General features: G+C 60.9%; 22 protein-coding genes. 11 read left to right on the plus strand and 11 right to left on the minus strand.

Annotation, left to right across the window (positions count from 1 at the left end):
* On the plus strand, positions 1–1,015 hold a 1,015-nt coding region (locus FEM54_RS07385; protein WP_138450237.1), incomplete at its 5' end, for a sensor histidine kinase.
* On the opposite strand, the gene FEM54_RS07390 is transcribed toward FEM54_RS07385, so the two are convergent.
* Positions 1,005–1,340, minus strand: a complete 336-nt coding sequence (locus tag FEM54_RS07390) for a hypothetical protein (protein WP_017134555.1) — start codon at positions 1,338–1,340, stop codon at positions 1,005–1,007. The genes FEM54_RS07385 and FEM54_RS07390 overlap by 11 nt on opposite strands.
* Before the next feature lie 176 nt (positions 1,341–1,516).
* Here FEM54_RS07390 and FEM54_RS07395 point away from each other — a divergent pair, with 176 nt between their 5' ends.
* On the plus strand, positions 1,517–1,981 hold the full coding sequence (locus tag FEM54_RS07395; RefSeq protein ID WP_138450239.1) for a GNAT family N-acetyltransferase: 465 nt from the start codon (positions 1,517–1,519) through the stop codon (positions 1,979–1,981).
* A gap of 395 nt (positions 1,982–2,376) precedes the next feature.
* On the opposite strand, the gene FEM54_RS07400 is transcribed toward FEM54_RS07395, so the two are convergent.
* Positions 2,377–2,859, minus strand: coding sequence for an HIT family protein (locus FEM54_RS07400; RefSeq protein WP_138450241.1), 483 nt, complete (start codon positions 2,857–2,859; stop codon positions 2,377–2,379).
* A 140-nt stretch (positions 2,860–2,999) separates the two neighbouring features.
* On the opposite strand from FEM54_RS07400, the gene FEM54_RS07405 reads away from it, so the two are divergent.
* On the plus strand, positions 3,000–3,329 hold the full coding sequence (locus FEM54_RS07405; protein ID WP_138450243.1) for a DHCW motif cupin fold protein: 330 nt from the start codon (positions 3,000–3,002) through the stop codon (positions 3,327–3,329).
* Here FEM54_RS07405 and FEM54_RS07410 read toward each other — a convergent pair.
* On the minus strand, positions 3,316–4,347 hold the full coding sequence (locus FEM54_RS07410) for an NADP-dependent oxidoreductase (protein WP_138450244.1): 1,032 nt from the start codon (positions 4,345–4,347) through the stop codon (positions 3,316–3,318). The genes FEM54_RS07405 and FEM54_RS07410 overlap by 14 nt on opposite strands.
* Positions 4,348–4,433: 86 nt before the next feature.
* On the opposite strand from FEM54_RS07410, the gene FEM54_RS07415 reads away from it, so the two are divergent.
* A complete protein-coding gene (locus FEM54_RS07415) occupies positions 4,434–5,369 on the plus strand; it encodes a LysR family transcriptional regulator (RefSeq protein WP_099548708.1) in 936 nt (311 codons plus the stop codon).
* On the opposite strand, the gene FEM54_RS07420 is transcribed toward FEM54_RS07415, so the two are convergent.
* The 4 genes from FEM54_RS07420 to FEM54_RS07435 form a co-directional block, all read right to left on the minus strand.
* A complete protein-coding gene (locus FEM54_RS07420) occupies positions 5,323–6,237 on the minus strand; it encodes a LysR family transcriptional regulator (RefSeq protein ID WP_138450246.1) in 915 nt (304 codons plus the stop codon). The genes FEM54_RS07415 and FEM54_RS07420 overlap by 47 nt on opposite strands.
* A gap of 91 nt (positions 6,238–6,328) precedes the next feature.
* Positions 6,329–7,957 (minus strand): argininosuccinate lyase, encoded by a 1,629-nt coding sequence (locus FEM54_RS07425; RefSeq protein WP_240792721.1) that lies wholly within the window; start codon positions 7,955–7,957, stop codon positions 6,329–6,331.
* A 281-nt stretch (positions 7,958–8,238) separates the two neighbouring features.
* Complete coding sequence (locus FEM54_RS07430; protein ID WP_138450248.1) at positions 8,239–8,715, minus strand: copper chaperone PCu(A)C; 477 nt, start codon at positions 8,713–8,715, stop codon at positions 8,239–8,241.
* On the minus strand, positions 8,715–9,323 hold the full coding sequence (locus FEM54_RS07435; protein ID WP_017134494.1) for an SCO family protein: 609 nt from the start codon (positions 9,321–9,323) through the stop codon (positions 8,715–8,717). The genes FEM54_RS07430 and FEM54_RS07435 overlap by 1 nt, the downstream gene beginning before the upstream one ends.
* A gap of 180 nt (positions 9,324–9,503) precedes the next feature.
* Between FEM54_RS07435 and FEM54_RS07440 the strand changes: the two genes are divergently transcribed.
* From FEM54_RS07440 to FEM54_RS07450, 3 genes are all read left to right on the plus strand, one after another.
* Positions 9,504–9,887, plus strand: coding sequence for a DUF2946 domain-containing protein (locus tag FEM54_RS07440; RefSeq protein WP_017134493.1), 384 nt, complete (start codon positions 9,504–9,506; stop codon positions 9,885–9,887).
* Positions 9,888–9,949: 62 nt separating this feature from the next.
* On the plus strand, positions 9,950–10,492 hold the full coding sequence (locus FEM54_RS07445; RefSeq protein WP_138450250.1) for a putative natural product biosynthesis protein: 543 nt from the start codon (positions 9,950–9,952) through the stop codon (positions 10,490–10,492).
* A 257-nt stretch (positions 10,493–10,749) separates the two neighbouring features.
* Positions 10,750–11,322 carry a cytochrome b gene (locus FEM54_RS07450; protein ID WP_138450252.1) on the plus strand — a complete coding sequence of 191 codons (573 nt, stop codon included), beginning with the start codon at positions 10,750–10,752 and terminating at the stop codon, positions 11,320–11,322.
* A 1-nt stretch (position 11,323) separates the two neighbouring features.
* Here the strand turns inward: FEM54_RS07450 and FEM54_RS07455 are convergent, their stop codons facing one another.
* Complete coding sequence (locus FEM54_RS07455; protein ID WP_138450254.1) at positions 11,324–11,578, minus strand: hypothetical protein; 255 nt, start codon at positions 11,576–11,578, stop codon at positions 11,324–11,326.
* A gap of 201 nt (positions 11,579–11,779) precedes the next feature.
* Here FEM54_RS07455 and FEM54_RS07460 point away from each other — a divergent pair, with 201 nt between their 5' ends.
* Positions 11,780–11,983, plus strand: a complete 204-nt coding sequence (locus FEM54_RS07460; protein WP_017134489.1) for a hypothetical protein — start codon at positions 11,780–11,782, stop codon at positions 11,981–11,983.
* Positions 11,984–12,087: 104 nt separating this feature from the next.
* Here FEM54_RS07460 and FEM54_RS07465 read toward each other — a convergent pair whose 3' ends face one another.
* Positions 12,088–12,648, minus strand: a complete 561-nt coding sequence (locus FEM54_RS07465; RefSeq protein WP_138450255.1) for a type 1 glutamine amidotransferase domain-containing protein — start codon at positions 12,646–12,648, stop codon at positions 12,088–12,090.
* Between the two features lie 213 nt (positions 12,649–12,861).
* On the opposite strand from FEM54_RS07465, the gene FEM54_RS07470 reads away from it, so the two are divergent.
* Together FEM54_RS07470 and FEM54_RS07475 are read left to right on the plus strand one after the other, a co-directional pair.
* Positions 12,862–13,086, plus strand: coding sequence for a hypothetical protein (locus FEM54_RS07470; protein ID WP_017134487.1), 225 nt, complete (start codon positions 12,862–12,864; stop codon positions 13,084–13,086).
* Between the two features lie 2 nt (positions 13,087–13,088).
* Positions 13,089–13,520: a hypothetical protein gene (locus tag FEM54_RS07475; RefSeq protein ID WP_017134486.1), complete on the plus strand. Its 432-nt coding sequence runs from the start codon at positions 13,089–13,091 to the stop codon at positions 13,518–13,520.
* A gap of 224 nt (positions 13,521–13,744) precedes the next feature.
* Here the strand turns inward: FEM54_RS07475 and FEM54_RS07485 are convergent, their stop codons facing one another.
* Positions 13,745–14,530 carry a DeoR/GlpR family DNA-binding transcription regulator gene (locus tag FEM54_RS07485; RefSeq protein ID WP_138450257.1) on the minus strand — a complete coding sequence of 262 codons (786 nt, stop codon included), beginning with the start codon at positions 14,528–14,530 and terminating at the stop codon, positions 13,745–13,747.
* 121 nt (positions 14,531–14,651) lie between these two features.
* On the opposite strand from FEM54_RS07485, the gene FEM54_RS07490 reads away from it, so the two are divergent.
* Complete coding sequence (locus FEM54_RS07490; protein ID WP_017134484.1) at positions 14,652–15,812, plus strand: alpha-hydroxy acid oxidase; 1,161 nt, start codon at positions 14,652–14,654, stop codon at positions 15,810–15,812.
* 192 nt (positions 15,813–16,004) lie between these two features.
* Here FEM54_RS07490 and FEM54_RS07495 read toward each other — a convergent pair.
* The coding region (locus tag FEM54_RS07495; protein ID WP_138450258.1) for an alpha/beta hydrolase at positions 16,005–16,464 on the minus strand (460 nt) is incomplete at its 5' end.

Raw genomic sequence — 16,464 nt, forward strand, 5'->3', positions numbered from 1 at the left:
GTTCACCGCCTGTTTGCGTGAAGCGCAGTTGGGCGAGGCTGAGCAGCGCTTGGTGGACAATATCGACCGCTCGCTGCTCAACGTGTCGCAGCTGTTCCGTTCGATTCTCGACCTTTACACCCTCGACAACGGCAGGCTGTTGCCCAAGTACCAGGTGATTCACTTGGGCGAATTCCTCGCCGACCTGGTGCGCCAACACGCCGAAGCGGCGCATTGGGCCGGGGTGCAACTGCGCCTGCGACCGTGTGCGCATTGGGTGCAGGTCGACCCCGCGATGCTGGCGACGATGGTGCAAAACCTGCTCTCCAATTGCTTTAAATACGGCGCACAACGGCCCGTGCTGATCGGCGTGCGCGTGCGCGACGGCGGGTTGTCGGTGGAGGTGCATGACCAGGGGCGCGGTATTGCCGAGGAGCATCAGGTGAAGGTCTTCGAAGAGTTTTATCGGGTCCGCCAACTGCGCGACAAGGACGTCGAAGGCGTGGGCCTGGGGCTGTCCATCGTCAAGCGCCTGGGGCAATTGATGGGGGTGCAAGTGAGCCTGCGATCACGGGTGGGCCATGGCACCTCTGTGAGCCTGCATGGCCTGGCATTGGCGACGGCGCCACGCCAACCGGCTGCGCGCGACGACGCGCGCCAGGCCGGCCTGCTGACGGGTTTGAAAGTCTGCCTGGTGGAAGATGACCACAACGTGCTGCTGGCCACCCAGGCCTTGCTGGAGCGCTGGGGCTGCGAGGTGCAGGCCGAATCCAGCGGGCAAGGCCTGGCCAGCGATTGCGACATCATCGTCGCCGACTACGACCTGGGCAACCACGCCACCGGCATCGAATGCATCGACGCCCTGCGCGAGCAACGCGGCTGGGCGGTGCCGGCGCTGATCCTCACCGGCCACGACGTGGAGAAAATCCAGGCGGCCTTGCACGACCGCCAGATCGCGATTCTGTCCAAACCGGTGCGGCCTGCAGAATTGCGCGGCACGCTGCGTGACCTCAGCCAATCGGGCGTTACTGGTTAAACGGCGTCAGGCCATTGCCCCGAGCGCCCTTGGGCTGGCAGTAGGCGGCAGGCTTCATCAGGCCAAAGCTGGCCACGGCAAACATGCCACCGCTGGCACCGCTGGGCACTGAGCAGTTGTAATCGCCGGAGGCGGCGCTGGCGATGTAGTAGGTGGTCATGGAGTCGCTGCGTACATTGGAGATACGCTTGACCGGTTCACCGAGGTTGGTTTCCGAAAGCGTCTTGAGATGGTCTTCGCTGGGCTTGACGTTGCTGCAACCGGCGACACCGATGATCAGGGCGCCGAGCAGGGTGAGACGGGTAACGGGAGCGTGCAGGTTCATGATGCTTCTTCCTTGGGATTGTTTTGGTTTTTCCAACGCGCAATGCACCCTCGCGCAACAGGTGTGCGGTGCCGGGGGGAGCGTTGGAAGTGCCGAGGAATATAGCGCCGCCGGGTAAAGGGGTCGATTAGCACAAGTGTGCTAATGGCACGGTGAGGTCATGGATGGAGAGAGCAATGCTAGCGATCAAACGCGCCACCCAAGCGGACGCCCAGGCGGCGTTCGACATTCGTCTGTTGGCCATCCGCAGCCAATGCATCGGCGCCTACACCGCTGAGCAAATGGCGCTGTGGACACGCGGCAGCGCCGAAGACGGTTACGACACACTGATGGACAAGCCGTTTTACCTGGGCTGGGTCAATGACGTACCGGTCGCCACCGGCATGCTCGATCTGGACAACAACGAAGTGGGCGCGCTGTTTGTGCTGCCGGCGTTTACTGGCCGTGGTTACGGCAAGACCATGCTGGATCACCTGGAAAAGCTCGCGCGGGAACTGGCGATTGAAGAGGTCGTGCTGGACGCGACGTTGAATGCGGCGAGCTTCTACCGGACCTGCGGGTATGTGGGTGAGGAGCAGGCGGTGTATCACTCGCCTTCGGGGTTGGCGTTGGCGTGTATCCCAATGGTAAAACGGCTTTGACTCTTGCCACCTTTGAGCTTTGTCGCTGAGGGGAATTGTGCCTGCCGCGATGGCCCTGCGAACTGAGATCTAACCAACACAGCCAATCCCCTGTGGGAGCTGTCGAGCTTTAGCGAGGCTGCGAAAGCGGTGGGTCAGGCTACTTATGTATCGCCAGTGCCGCCGCCTTCGCAGCCTCGCCGGGGCTCGACAGCTCCCACATTGGATCTTTGTTGCTGGGGGGGGTGTATGGCGCGATGGCCCTGCGAACTGAGATCTAACCAACACAGTCAATCCCCTGTGGGAGCTGTCGAGCTTTAGCGAGGCTGCGAAAGCGGTGGGTCAGGCAGCTAATATTTCGCCAGTGCCGCCGCCTTCGCAGCCTCGCCGGGGCTCGACAGCTCCCACCGTTGATTTCATTCGGCGCCGAAGGCTGTGCGCAGTGTTTGAATAACCTGTTCCACGGTGGGGCCTTGGACGGGCGGCGGTGTAAGGCTCTCGCCAAATTCGCGCCATACGAACAGCGTCAGCTCAGCCCCATCGGTCAGCCCTTGTTCCTTTGAGCCAAAACCTTGCAGCACCCGATAGCGCTCATCTCGCCAAAACGCCTGCTCCACCCAGTCATGCACCGGGATGAAGTGAAAGTGCAGCGGCAAGCCCGGCATGTGTCCGTAGCGGCTGATATACAGCCACCTCGGCCGCAGCTGTGCCTCCATCACCCGTTGGGTTTTGGCGAGCAGGCCACCCAGTTCAGCCAACGCGGCCTCGGGCATAGCCGCCAGGGAGTCGATCGGCGCTTTGGCGCCCAGCATCAGGTAGCCCGGCAGCTTTGACGCCAGATGATGGTTGAGCCGCCAGTGCTCGGTTTCATGAAGGATGAAAGCGGGGTCGATCTGCATAAGCACGCGTCCATGAGGGCAGGATGGGCAGGATAACAAGCGTGGGCGCCTGTATCTCACAAAAGCTGGCGATCTGTGTCTGTCGCTGCGGGTGTCAGGCGGATAGTGTCGTGCCACGTTAACTGACGACCGAGCCCACCATGGAACTGACCGCTGTCCCGTTTGGCACCACCGACTGGTCCACCGTCGAGCCGGAACTTCACCCGGGCGTTACCGGCAATGCCCTGTGGCGTACCTGCCACTTCGGCACCACCCGCGTGCGCATGGTCGAGTACACCCCTGGCTATCTGGCCGATCACTGGTGCTGGCGCGGGCATGTATTGCTGTGTCTTGAAGGGGAATTGCACACGGAATTGGAAGACGGCCGCCAGTTCACGCTGACGGCCGGGATGAGTTACCAGGTGGGCAATGACATGGAAGGCCATCGCTCATCCACCCACAGTGGTGCGAAGCTGTTTATTGTGGATTGAGGCGCACGATCAACTTGCCGAAATTACGCCCCTCCAGCAGCCCGATAAACGCCTCAGGTGCCTGGGCCAGACCGTCGATGATGTCTTCGCGAAATTTCAGTTTGCCCTCGGCGATCCACTGCGCAGCTTCCTGCAAGAACCTGTCTTGTTGTTGGTCGACAAATTCGGTCTGGATAAACCCGCGCACCGTCAGGCTCTTGGCGAGGATGTCATGCATCGTCGCCGGCAGCCGGTCGGCCTGTGCGTGCTGGATAGCGCCGTCGTTGTAGTGGGCGATCAGCCCGCACACCGGAATCCGCGCGAAGTTATTGAGCAGTGGGCGCACCGCGTCCCACACCGGCCCGGCGACGTTTTCGAAGTACACATCAATGCCGTCCGGGCAGGCCTTGGCCAGTTGCTCGGCAAAGTCCGGCGCGCGGTGGTCGATGACTGCATCAAAGCCCAGTTCATCCTTCACGAAAGCACACTTGTCGGCGCCGCCGGCGATCCCCACGGCGCGGGCACCCTGCAGCCGAGCGATCTGGCCGACCACCGAGCCGACTGCGCCACTGGCCGCTGCCACCACGACGGTATCGCCCGGTTTTGGCTTACCGATATTCAGCAGCCCGGCGTAGGCGGTAAACCCCGGCATGCCGAGTACACCGAGCGCAGTGGTGGGATGGGCGATGCTGGGGTCGAGGCGGCGCAAATCCTGGCCGTTGGATAAGGCAAAACGCTGCCAACCGGCGTAGGCCAGCACTGTATCGCCTTCGTGCCAATCGCTGTGACGCGACTGTTTGATGCGCGCGACGGTGCCACCCACCATCACTTCGCCAATGCCCACCGGCTCGGCATAGGATTTGGCCGCGCTCATGCGCCAGCGCATATAGGGGTCGAGGGACAGGTAGAGGTTTTCCAGCAACACTTCGCCGTCGGCGGGTTCGGGGACCGGTGAGTGTTCCAGGCGGAAGTCGCTGGTTGTCGGGCGCCCGTCGGGGCGTGCGGCCAAAACGATGCGTGTGTTTTCGGTGTGGTTCATGGCGTATTACTCACTGATTGAACAGGCTGAGCAGCGTAGCCATCGGCAAGCTATCAAGGTAGGCTCATAACAGTTGATTCAGAGTTATGCCAAACATGATATCCGATGCCTTCGAACCGTATTTGCTGCGCACTTTCGTTGCGGTGTGCCACCACGGCAGCCTCAGTGGCGCCGCCCAGCAGGCGGGCAGGGCGCAATCGGCCCTGAGTGCGCAGATTCGCCGTCTGGAGGAGCTGCTTGGGCAACGCCTGCTGCGCCGAACTGGGCGTGGCGTGGTGCCCACCACCGAGGGTGAGTTGTTGCTCAGCTACGCCACACGCATCCTGGCCCTGGGTGAAACGGTCGCCACACGCCTGAAGGAGCGTACGGTGATGGGCACTGTGCGCGTGGGCTTGTCCGAAGACGTGGCGGTCACCACCTTGCCGGCGGCGCTGGGCCGTTTGCGCCGCACCTGCCCGCATATGCACATGGAAATCACCGTGGACCACGGCGATGCGTTAGCGCAGCGCTGGCACGACGGCCTGTTGGATGTGGCCATCGGAGTCAGCTCGGTATTCGCCGCCGACCCGGTGCGCACCTGGAATGTGCCGCTTTATTGGGTGTGCGCGATTGACGATGAAGTCGATCCGGCGCTGCCTCTGGACGTGATCGTGTACGCCGAGCCTTGCGCGTGGCGACGCTTGATGTTCGACGCATTACTGGCGGCCGGTCGCGACTTTCGCGTGACCGTCACCAGCCCGAACGTCGGTGTGATCAGCGCGGCTGTCGAAAACGGTTTGGGCGTTGCCCTGTTGCCTGCCGACAATATCAACCCGCACACCATGCGCGTGATTGCGCTGGCGCCCGCTGGCAATGCCGCATTGAGCGTCAACTATGGGTTGTTCGCGGTGCCGCGCCAGACCGAAAGCATCCGTGCCACGGTCGAATTGCTCAGCGAGGGGTTTCATTTGATGACGCAACCGAGGGTGAAGGGTCTCAGCCTTTGCGATACACCGCCCCCAACTCCCGCGCCAGCCCAATAAAATTCTGCAACGGCGCCGACGGATTAAACGCGCGCCGCACCAGCGTAATCGGCGCCAGCAGCTTGGGCCTGGCGTCTTTGATTCGGCAATACACCACGCTGTCACGGTGTACATCGCGCATCGACGCCGGCACCACGGAGATGCCTTCGCCGGCCGCTACCAGGCTGACGTTGGTCAGCATGCGTTCCACTTCAAAGGCAATCCTGGGTTCGAAACCGGCGTTCTGGCAGGCGGTGATCAAGTTGGCGTACATGCCCGGCGCGCCAGGGCGGCGTACCAGAATAAAGCGTTCGTCCTTGAGTGCGCCAAGGGGGATGGCGCTGCCGGCGGCGTCCAGCAACGGGTGGCCGGTGGGCAGGACCAGCAGCATTTCTTCGTTGAGCAAGCGGTGGAAGCTCAGGCTTTGATGGGTGCTGACCGGGGCGCGCAGGATGCCGACGTCGATGCGTTTTTCGATGGCGTCTTCGGTCAATTCCCGGGCGCTGCCTTCATTGATCGAAAGCTCTACCGCCGGGTAGCGCTCGCGGTAGGCGCGGATGATGCGCGGGATCAGCGCGTGGGCGGCGGCCGAACTGGTGAAGCCGATGGCCAGGGTGCCCTCGATGCCCTGGGCCACGCGGGAGGCCTTGAGTGCGCCATGCTCAACACGCGCCAAAATGGCTTGGGCTTCTTCAAGAAACACCAGGCCACCGGCCGTCAGGTCCACGCCCTTGGGGTGGCGCTTGAACAGATCGAACCCCAGCTCCTGCTCCAGGGCACGAATCTGCTGGCTCAGGGGCGGTTGTTGCATGTTCAGGCGTGCGGCGGCACGGGTGAAATGTCGTTCTTCGGCCACCATGATGAAATAGCGTAAATGGCGAAGTTCCATGGTGGCCTATCCCGTGACAAGACGCAGTGGTGGGCGGCCGCAAGCGGCCCGGCCGTCAATATGCCCAAAGCCTGCGACCACCACAATCCGTTCAGCGTTTGCTGTCGGCCAGCTTGTCGAAGGCCTGGTCGAGATGGGTTTCGGCGCCTTTGAGCTTTTCATGCCGCTCCTTGAGCCACTGCTGATCAGCCTGCAGCGTCTTGCGCGCCTCCACCAGCATGCGCTTGACCTCCTGTGGCTGCGGGCCGCCGGTGCCTTTGCGGGTCTGGACCATGTTGGTGGGCGACAGCGCCGCTCTAAAACCTGCTTCATCGAGCGGCAGGGTATTGGGCGTCCATTTGTACTTGTCCGCCGCCTGGCTATACAGTTTCTGCGCGTCGGCATAGGCGAAGGTCTTCGGCGTGGTGCCGTTGCTGCGCGCTTCGGTGACGATCAGCGAGGCAAAGCTGTGGCCGATGCGAAACGGCACTTTGTACTGGCGCTCCAGCGTGTCGGCCAGTTCCATCGAGGTGGTCCATTCCGACTCCAGTTCTTCGAGCGCGCGCTGCGGGTTGATCTGCAGCGCGTCGAGCACCGCGTCGAGGCTGTGGAACATCTCCTGGGTCGAGCGGAACACGCCCAGCGAGTCGAAGGCGAACTTGTAGTCGGTCATGCCGGTGGTGACGTTATGCGCGCGCAAGGTGACGGCCTGGGCCAGACCCACCACGTCAGAGGCACTCTCACGCGCGCGCATCAGCAAGCCCGGGTTGCGTTTTTGCGGCATGGCGCTGCTGGTGTAGGTGGCTTCCTCATCGAGCAACAGCCAGGGGCGAATCTGATGATACTGGGTGTGGATATCGCCAATCATCGCGCCCACACGGATGGCGGACGATGACGCCATATTGGCCGCTTCGATGGGAATGTCATAGGTCGAGACCTGGCTGGAATCCAGCGAGTTCTCGCGCACGCCATCAAAGCCCAGCAGCTCGGCCAGGCGCTCACGGTTCAGCGGATACGCCGAGTTCGCCAGCACGGCGGTGCCCATCGGGCTCTGGTTGAGGCGTGTGTACAGCTCGCGGATACGCTGGCCATCGCGGTCGAACGCGGCTTCAAAGGCCAGCAGGTAATGCGCATAGCTGATGGGCATGGCCTGCACGCCGTTGGTGTAGGCGGGCACCAGGGTGTCGACGTTTTTGTCGGCGATGTTCAGCAGGCGTTGGCGTGTGGCGTTGAGCGCTTCGCTGTAGGCCAGCACCTGGCTGCGCAGGGCGGCCAGGCGGTAGGTGGCAAGCATGTCCTGGCGGCTGCGGCCGGAGTGGATCAAGGAGGCTTCGGGACCGATCTTGTCGGTCATGATTTTTTCCAGTTGCAGCACATCACTGGGGCGCGTGCCGCCGGGCTGCTCGGCCTGGGCGATGGCGTAGCGCACACCGCCGGCGATCTTCTGGCCCATCTCGGGCTTGACGATGCCTTCTTCGGTGAGCATCACGATCGAGGCTTTGTTGATGCGGTTGAGCCAGGCGAATTGGGTTTGGGTGGGGTCGCCCTTGGCCTTGTGTCCGGTTTGGGAACTGTCGGGCGTGGCGCCGACCTTGGCCGCCTGGGCCGCGCATTGTTCGGTGGTGGTGCAGGGCAGCTCGCCGGTGTTGGCGGCATAGGCGCTGAGGCTGTTGAACAGGGCAAAGGCCACGGCAAGGGAAAGCAGGCTTTTCACAGCACGTTGGGGGGGTGTGTTGTTCACAGAGACACCTGATTTATTGTTGGAATTATGGGCCGTCGTTGCGGCGCAATCAGGCTAGCGGGTGTTTGGGTAGATTGAAAATATATAGAAAGTGTTGATGGCAGAGGTTTTGGATATGGCTGATAGCGCTTGCCAGATTAAGATCAAAAGCACATTTGTGTGCGCCGCGAACTGCTTTTCTGTGGGAGCTGGCTTGCCTGCTATGGCATCAACGCGGTCTACCTCACACACCGAGGTGTTTGCATCGCAGGCAAGCCAGCTCCCACATTCATCAGCGGTTCTCAGTGCATCTTGCTGTGGTCCATGTCACCCATATCGGTCAGCGCGCGGGCAGGGGCTGTTACTTCAACGGTCTGCTTCTCACCCTTGGCGTTTTCCAGGGTCAAGGTCAACGGCACCTGGTCGCCTTGCTTGATTTGGCCGGTGAGGCCCATGAGCATCACGTGGTAGCCCTCCGGGTCGAGCTTGACCGCTTTGCCGGCAGGCAGGGCCACCGAATCCACCGGGCCCATGCGCATTACGTCGTCCTTCATGCTCATCTCATGAATCTGCACGTCCTTGGCCACAGGCGACTTCACGCTGAGCAATTTGCTGTCGCTGTCGGCGGTGACGGTCATGAACGCGCCGCTGGAGGTCTGGCCCGCCACGGTCGCGCGTACCCATGCATCGCTGACCTGAACCTGGGCGCTGGCGTGCGCCGCGAGGCCCAGCAAGGTGAGGCCGAATGTCAGGCGCTTGAGGGTTTGAACGGCAGTCATTAGCAGACCTCCATGACGGTGAGCAGGTCTTCTGCGCACTCTTTAGCGGTAAGGGATGCCGACAGGCCCAGGCGCAGATTGCCGCGGGTGTCGAACACGAAACTGGTGGAGGTGTGGGACAGGGTGTAGGTGTCTCCGGCCGGGATCTTTTCATAAAAGATGCCGAACTCCTTGGCGGCCACGGCGATTTCTTCCGGGGTGCCATACAGCGCTTCGAAGCTGGGGTCGAAGGCCTTGACGTAGCGGTCGAGCAATTCGGGTGTGTCACGCTCGGGGTCGAGGGTGATAAACACCACCTGCATGATTTTGCCATCGCGGCCCATCAGCTTCTTGGCCTGGGCGGCACGGGCCAGGGTGGTGGGGCACACGGCCGGGCATTGGGTGAAGCCGAAGAACACCACCGGCATCAGGCCACGGTACGAACTCAGGGTGACGGTTTCGCCGTCGGTGTTCTTGAGCTTGAAGGTGCGGCCCATGATCTTGTCACTGAGGTCCTTGCCGTACTTGAAGTTCAGCTTGGGGCTGTAGTCACAGCCGCCCAGCAGGCTGCCCAGGCCCAGCAGGCCCATACCGGTCAGCACTTTGCGGCGGGTGAATAACGTACTCATCAACTGTGCATCCTGTGAAACGCCTGCATTGCTCTGGATCTACAGTTCAGGCTTTGAAAAGGAGTAATGATGCGGGCGCACAGTCTACCAACCCCGGCCAGCCCACGTAATCTGCGACGTTCTGCCACAGGGGCGCGTGGCGCTTCATCCTTTTGCGGCTTCGGTGGTAGAGTCGCCGCCATGAAATTGAGCCACCCCGACCGTTCACTGATCGCCTGGGCCCTGTACTTCTGCGTGCTGATGAACCTGTTCGTCTGCGGTTTGGGGCATGGGCAGATGATGGGCCTGCAGCTCAATGGTATCGGCGGGGCGTTCTGTTCGGTGGACGGCAGCCAGGCGCCGCTTTCCGACAAAGGGTCAGGAAACACGGCCTCCAGCAACATCTCGAACTACTTTGCCTGCCCGGTGTGCGCGGCCGTGACCGTGGCCATCGTGTTCATGATCGGCCTGGCCTGGCTGCTCGGCCTTGGGCAAACCCCGCGCCCGGCCCATGAACGGCGCAACAAGGCACCGCCACGCTATTGCTGGCCGTCGGCCAACCCTCGCGCTTCCCCCACTTTCTGACGTGTGCCTTGGGCTTCCTGTGATCAGGAGGCGTTCTATCGTCACGACTGTGAGTGCGTTTCATGAACCCACCTTTGCCAGCAGGCGCCAGCCGCCTGGTCAGCAAGGCATCCCCGCGTTTGCGCGCGGAACCCTTGCGCCCCGAATACCCGAGCAATTCGCGCTGCTTCGTGCACCTGGATGCACGCCTGTTGCCGTATTGGCACACCTTGTTCGATATCTGCCCGGCGCTGCTCAAGCTCGACCCGCCGGAGGGCTTGAACTTGTTCCGCAGCTTTATGACCTGGGCCTATCGCAACCAGGTCGCCCAGGATTGGACCTATCACCTGAATGTGTGCCGCTGGCTGTTGGCGTCCTCGTATCGGACGCGCATCGATGAGGAGCCGATCGAAGCCTTTATGGCGGCCGCGGCAGCACGCTGGATCAATGCCGATGAAAGCCAGGCCCAGGGCGTGGTCCTGGCCTGGCGAGACGCAAGGGTGTTCGACTGGAAGGGCAGCGCCTTGGCGGGCGTTGAGCATCAGATACTGCCGGACCCGGCAGGCGACTTTGCCTGGTGCCCGCTGGCTAAAAACGGTTTCAGCGGCTGGTTGCCGGTGCCTTGAGGTTCTGGCGAACCCATTGGGTGACACTGTGGCTCCAGAACGATCATCGTCACTGTGGCGAGCAGGCTTGCCCTGCGTTGGGCTGCGCAGCAGCCCTCGCTCTTTCTTACGGGCTGACCGCGCCGCCTACAAGAGCGTCCCATTATCTCGTAGGAAACGGCCTGATGTTCCGTGCGGGCATCCTCATCAATTCTATTTTTTTGCCGGGAATGCCATCTTCACGGTCTTTGTAATGCACAGACTAATAAGAGGCTGAGATGACGAAAACTTCTGATGAGATGCCCCATTCCTTCTGCGCGAGCGACCGCTACGACCCGGTCAGTCGGGCCTTGCATTGGTTGATGGCAATTGTGTTTGCCTGGAGTTATTGCTCGGCGGTTGTCCACTTCCTGTCCTCCGATTCTGCGCTGGACAAGTGGCTATGGCCGTATCACAAGTCGGCGGGCCTGCTTTTGCTGGTGCTGCTGATGCTGCGAGCCGGCTGGAACCTGCTGAACCGGCACAACCGCCCGCCGAGTTTCAACCGTGCGGCTGCTGTCGGGCATGCTGTGCTGTATGCGCTGATGTTCCTTATCCCTGTTATCGGGCTGGTACGCCAGTACGGCTCCGGTCGTGAGTTTTCGGCGTTTGGCCTGCCGATAATGGCGGGTTTCGAGGGCGATAAAATCCAGTGGATGATTGACCTGGGGCGCAATTTTCATAGCTTGCTGGGCTGGACAATGCTGGTGTTGATCGTCGGTCATATCGGCATGGTGATCGTGCATTCTCTGCGCGGCAATCCGCAGGTGTTGCGACGCATGACGGGAGGCGCCCGCCGGTTATGGCGCTAGGTCAACGGCCTTTTTTTGGGGCTTTTTTCTGGGTCTTCTTCCCGCCTTGCTGCTGGGTTGACGTGCCGCTGGAGGAGGTCTTTTCCTTCGGCGGCGTTTCAGCTTTTTTGTTGCTGTCCGACGGGCTGCTGGGGTAGGTGCCCGGAGGCAGGGCCGAACCGGGTACGGCATCACCGAAGGCTGCGTAGGCGGGGGGTGCCAAGCACCCGGTCAGGCAAATCACTAACACGATCTTGCAGGAAATACCGGTCTTCATGACGAGAATCCTTTTCCATGCTTCACCTGTCAAAAGCTGCCCTTGCTCTGAATCCGAAGGGAGGCATTAATTGGGAGTGCAGGGGATCCGGCAAAGTTTTGATTTTTTTCGCCGCCACGACGAAAGGCCATGAACCGACATTTTTAATGAACCCTCACGCCGATCCCTTGACCTAATGCATACGACCTCAGGAGGTGATGCATGCAAATAGACTATATCTGGATCGTGCTGGCGGTGATTTTGCTGGCGTTGGAATTGTGGGCGATCAACATCGTGTTGCGCAGCACCGGCGGCTGGGAGACCAAGGGGTTGTGGTTGATCATTCTGATTTTTGTGCCGTTGTTCGGGCTGATTGCCTGGGCCATGTTCGGGCCAAAACGTGAGATGGCCCAGCACCGTAAATAACCAGCACCATAAATAAATAGCACCGTAAACGCTGAACACAAGCCACACAGCAAACAGGCGCCCATGGGCGCCCATGGGCGCCTGTTTGCGTTCAAGCCTGCCCGTTATCCCGCGACCGCCTTGGCAATCGCTTCGTTGAATGCCGGCAGGTCATCCGGTGTGCGCGAGGTGATCAAGGTCCAGCCATTGGCCTTGCACTCCTTGACCTGGGCATCTACCACGCCTGCAGCGCCGGCGTTTTCAAGGTCGATGCGCACGCTCTTGTACGCGGTGAGCGTCTTGCCTTCGATCACGCCGGCGTCGATCAGCGCCCATGGCCCGTGGCAGATGGCGGCGACGGTTTTGCCGGCTTTGACGAAGTCGTTGATCAGCTTCAATGCGGCCGCGTCCTGACGCAGGGTGTCGGCGTTCACGGTGCCACCGGGAATCACCAGCGCGTCGAAGTCACTGCTCAGCACCTGCGACAGCTTGACCTCGGATTCCACGGTCTGGTCCTTCTCGGTGTCGCCGACGAACGTCTGCACGGTGCCGCCTTTGCTGGAGCCATGCGTCACCGTCGCACCATAGCCACGCAATGTTTGCAGAGGCTTGAGCAGCTCGTCGCGCTCGATGCCGGTGTTGGAGGTGATGATGAGGATGTTCTTGCCGTTGAGTTGTGAGCTCATGGTCGAGTCTCTCCTGCTGGATGGATTAATCATGCGGTGTGGGAGAGTGGATCGAGCGTGGGCGGCAAAGGTTTAAATTAATTTGGACTTTTTTCTTGGGTGGTTTTCGAGGAGGGCCGACCTGCAAAAATCCTGAACTATCGAAAATCGCTGGCCTCTGCTGCATAGACGCCTGCTGCTTTTTGCGGGCCTTCTATTGCCTGGAGACTCACCATGACCGATCCCAAGACTGTCGACAAAACCCCGGAACCCATCAGCTCTGAAGATGCCCAGAAAGGCCGTCAACAACCTGCCAAGGGGCAGACGCTGGAACAGCCAAACCCGAAGACCAAAGCCGTGGACAAAGTGTTGACGCCCACGTCGATCAAGGACACCGAACGCCAGACTGACGCCATCAACGAGCAGGCCGCCAAGGCCGAGCGCAAGCTGGGCCACTGAGCATGGCCCGTTCGATCACGGCGTCTGAACTGGGCATTGAGCTTGCGCCCGACGATGACGCCAGCCTGTTCAAGTGGTTTATCGCCAGCTTCCTGATGGGCAAGCGTATTCAGGCGCCCATCGCGGCGCAGGCTTACAAGGTGATCGTGGAGCAAGAGGGCCGCGACACTGCACGCAAGTTGCAACATTGCACGTCGCGTGAGCTGGTTTCGATGCTCGGGCGTGCCCATTACGTGCGTTACGACGAAAGCACGGCGCAGCGTCTGCTGGACCTCAGCGCCAAGTTGAATGCCGAGTACGCGGGCAAGATCAGCCACATGCGCAGCGCCAGCGAAAACCGTGAGGCCTTCGAAAAACGCCTGGCCGAATTCGACGGCGTGGGGCCAAAAACCATCGAGATTTTCATGCGTGACGCGGCCAAGGTTCTGTTTTGATGGCACCGCTATTCGTGCGCTGTGCCGGCTGGAGTCTGCCGCGCGCACACTGGCCGGACTTTGCGGGCGTTCGGTTTTCGGTCAAGGCGCCCAGGGCATCACCCATGAACTGCGCTTGCAGCACTGCGAGACGGTACTGGATGAGTTCCTTGAACACTGCTTGCACTTGGGGGAGCAACTGGGCTGCCTGCTGATTCAATCACGCCGTGACCGATGGCTTGTTGCTACTCGACCTCTACCCGCAGCACTTCCAGGCCTAGTTGCTCATACGCCTCGACACTCGGCACATGCCACTCGGTGATCAGCGTATGAATACGGCTGCACGGCGCCACCACAAAGGGTTCTACCGCGCCGAGCTTGTCGGCCATGGTCACGGCCACCACGTGGGAGGCGCTGTCGAGCAGGGCTTGTTTGACCGTTACTTCATCGAAGTGCAGCGAAGTGATGCCCACTTGCGGGTGCAATGCACAGACACCGGTAAACAACAGGTCTGCCTGGATGCTCTGAATCAGGCGTACAGCTTCGTGGCCGCTGGTGGAGAGGGTCGCCGGGTTGATCTGGCCACCGGCCAAAATCACTTTGACATTTGGGTGGTCCGCCAAGGCGATGGCAATCATCGGTGACGGCGTGACCACCGTCAGGCGAATGGCGTGCGGCAATGACTGGGCAATACGCAGCGTGGTTGAGCCCGAATCGAACAGCACAATCTGGCCGTCTTCTACGCGGTCCGCCGCGAGTTGCGCGAGGTGGCGCTTGGCTTCGTTGGTCTCGCCGACGCGGGTGAAAAAATCCTTGCCGGTGTCTTTGGGCCGGGGCAGGGCGCCGCCGTGTACGCGTTGCAGCAGCCCGGCGGCGGCGAGTTCGCCGAGGTCGCGGCGGATGGTGTCCTGGGACACGGCGAAGTGCTCGACCAATTCTGACGCAGTGACTTTGCCGTCGCGCTCCAGCAGCAGCAAAATCTTCTGTTTGCGCAATGAAGGCAGGTCGATAGCTTGATGTGTGTTATGCATGGTTGTGCGTCTTTTTGCGTGTTTGCGCAAGATTAATCACCCGTCCACGCAAACGCAATGGCTGGTTACCAAGCCGATGGGCGGTTACTCTCCAGGCTCAGTTCAGGGAGAGGTGACCTAGATGCCGTTGATCACAACCATCGAAGATTTACGCAGGCTCGCGCAAAAACGTGTCCCACGGATGTTCTACGATTACGCCGACTCCGGCTCCTGGACTGAAAGCACTTACCGGGCGAATGAAAGCGATTTTGCCCGCATCCAATTTCGTCAGCGGGTGGCGCGCAATATCGATGAGCGTTCAATCCGCGCCAGCATGATCGGCCAGGACATGGCCATGCCCGTGGCTTTGGCGCCCACTGGGCTGGCGGGCATGCAGCATGCCGATGGCGAGATCCTCACCGCCCGCGCGGCTGCCGCTTTTGGCGTGCGTTATACCTTGTCGACCATGAGCATTTGTTCGCTGGAAGACATCGCCGCCCACGTTGGCCAACCGTTCTGGTTCCAGTTGTATGTGATGCGTGATCGCGTGTTTATGCAGCAGTTGATCGAGCGCGCCAAGGCTGCCGGTGTGGACGCGTTGGTGCTGACTCTGGATTTGCAGATCCTCGGCCAACGCCACAAAGACTTGATCAACGGCTTGTCGGCGCCGCCCAAGCTGACTGTGCCGAATATCCTCAATATGCTGACCAAGCCGCGTTGGGTGGCGGGCATGCTCGGCACCAAGCGCCATGGCTTCGGCAATATCGTCGGGCATGTCAAAGGCGTGGCCGATATCACTTCGCTGTCATCCTGGATCGGCCAGCAATTCGACCCGCGCCTGAGCTGGGACGATGTGGAATGGATCAAGCAATGCTGGGGCGGCAAGCTGATTATCAAGGGCATCCTGGATGTGGAAGACGCGCGGCTGGCCGCCAATTGCGGTGCGGATGCGCTGGTGGTGAGCAACCACGGTGGGCGCCAGCTCGATGGCGCACCGTCGAGCATCAGCCAATTGGCGGCGATTGCAGAGGCTGTGGGCGAGCAGATTGAAGTGTGGCTCGATGGCGGCATTCGCTCCGGCCAGGACGTGCTCAAGGCCATGGCATTGGGGGCCAAAGGCACCATGATCGGCCGGGCGCATTTGTATGGTTTGGGCGCGTTGGGTGAAGTCGGTGTGACCAAGGCGCTTGACATCATCGCCCGCGAGCTGGATGTGTCGATGGCACTGTGTGGCTATAACGATATACGCGATGTGAATCGCGAGATTTTGCTGCCGGGTAGCTTTCCCACAGGGGTTTGCTGAGCAAAAAAATCGTAAAAAAGTAAAAAGAGTTGTCCACGAAAACCGTGGGTATCTCTGTGGATAACTTTGCGAAGGCCCGGCAGGGTTGGCGATTTAACCTTCGGTTAATATTTGATCAGATTCTGTTTTGGGCCAGTATGGGCAGGGTTGGCGCTTGACAGCCAAGCGCGAACCCAGTGCCGAAAACTGCTATTACGACTCGCCGTCGCGACCTGTGGAGTGCGTGGCGATGGTTGCTGGCGTCGTTGCTGGCATCTTCGCCTGCATGAGTTTTTCCAATGCCTGGCCATAACTGCGACCCGCCAGGCTCATGCTGTTGTTGTGGGTGGCGCCGGGTACGAGCAGCAACCGCTTGGGCTCCTGGGCGGCTTCAAACAACTGCTGGCTGAAACGCGGTGGCACGTACTGGTCGGCCAGGCCGTGCACCACCAGCAACGGCATGTGCACGTCGGCAATCTTGTCGATGGAATCGAATTTCTGCGACAGCAGCCAACGCACCGGCAATGAGGTATTGGCCACGGCGGTGGCCGCATCCCCCAGGGAAGTAAAGGTGGACTCGATCACCAGCCCGCGCACCGGCACAGGCGCTTGTTTGCTCAGCTCAGCGGCGAGATCGATAGCCACGGCGCCGCCCAGCGAATGCCCGTAGATC

Origin of the sequence: Pseudomonas edaphica (assembly GCF_005863185.1) — a bacterium.
In the GTDB taxonomy this organism is placed as follows: Bacteria; Pseudomonadota; Gammaproteobacteria; order Pseudomonadales; family Pseudomonadaceae; genus Aquipseudomonas; species Aquipseudomonas edaphica.

Excerpts from the sequence above, each read along its gene's own strand:
- FEM54_RS07390 (WP_017134555.1), bottom strand. The coding sequence starts at position 1,340 with ATGAACCTGCACGCTCCCGTTACCCGTCTCACCCTGCTCGGCGCCCTG.
- FEM54_RS07395 (WP_138450239.1), top strand. The coding sequence starts at position 1,517 with ATGCTAGCGATCAAACGCGCCACCCAAGCGGACGCCCAGGCGGCGTTC.
- FEM54_RS07400 (WP_138450241.1), bottom strand. The coding sequence starts at position 2,859 with ATGCAGATCGACCCCGCTTTCATCCTTCATGAAACCGAGCACTGGCGG.
- FEM54_RS07405 (WP_138450243.1), top strand. The coding sequence starts at position 3,000 with ATGGAACTGACCGCTGTCCCGTTTGGCACCACCGACTGGTCCACCGTC.
- FEM54_RS07410 (WP_138450244.1), bottom strand. The coding sequence starts at position 4,347 with ATGAACCACACCGAAAACACACGCATCGTTTTGGCCGCACGCCCCGAC.
- FEM54_RS07415 (WP_099548708.1), top strand. The coding sequence starts at position 4,434 with ATGCCAAACATGATATCCGATGCCTTCGAACCGTATTTGCTGCGCACT.
- FEM54_RS07420 (WP_138450246.1), bottom strand. The coding sequence starts at position 6,237 with ATGGAACTTCGCCATTTACGCTATTTCATCATGGTGGCCGAAGAACGA.
- FEM54_RS07430 (WP_138450248.1), bottom strand. The coding sequence starts at position 8,715 with ATGACTGCCGTTCAAACCCTCAAGCGCCTGACATTCGGCCTCACCTTG.
- FEM54_RS07435 (WP_017134494.1), bottom strand. The coding sequence starts at position 9,323 with ATGAGTACGTTATTCACCCGCCGCAAAGTGCTGACCGGTATGGGCCTG.
- FEM54_RS07440 (WP_017134493.1), top strand. The coding sequence starts at position 9,504 with ATGAAATTGAGCCACCCCGACCGTTCACTGATCGCCTGGGCCCTGTAC.
- FEM54_RS07445 (WP_138450250.1), top strand. The coding sequence starts at position 9,950 with ATGAACCCACCTTTGCCAGCAGGCGCCAGCCGCCTGGTCAGCAAGGCA.
- FEM54_RS07450 (WP_138450252.1), top strand. The coding sequence starts at position 10,750 with ATGACGAAAACTTCTGATGAGATGCCCCATTCCTTCTGCGCGAGCGAC.
- FEM54_RS07455 (WP_138450254.1), bottom strand. The coding sequence starts at position 11,578 with ATGAAGACCGGTATTTCCTGCAAGATCGTGTTAGTGATTTGCCTGACC.
- FEM54_RS07460 (WP_017134489.1), top strand. The coding sequence starts at position 11,780 with ATGCAAATAGACTATATCTGGATCGTGCTGGCGGTGATTTTGCTGGCG.
- FEM54_RS07465 (WP_138450255.1), bottom strand. The coding sequence starts at position 12,648 with ATGAGCTCACAACTCAACGGCAAGAACATCCTCATCATCACCTCCAAC.
- FEM54_RS07470 (WP_017134487.1), top strand. The coding sequence starts at position 12,862 with ATGACCGATCCCAAGACTGTCGACAAAACCCCGGAACCCATCAGCTCT.
- FEM54_RS07475 (WP_017134486.1), top strand. The coding sequence starts at position 13,089 with ATGGCCCGTTCGATCACGGCGTCTGAACTGGGCATTGAGCTTGCGCCC.
- FEM54_RS07485 (WP_138450257.1), bottom strand. The coding sequence starts at position 14,530 with ATGCATAACACACATCAAGCTATCGACCTGCCTTCATTGCGCAAACAG.
- FEM54_RS07490 (WP_017134484.1), top strand. The coding sequence starts at position 14,652 with ATGCCGTTGATCACAACCATCGAAGATTTACGCAGGCTCGCGCAAAAA.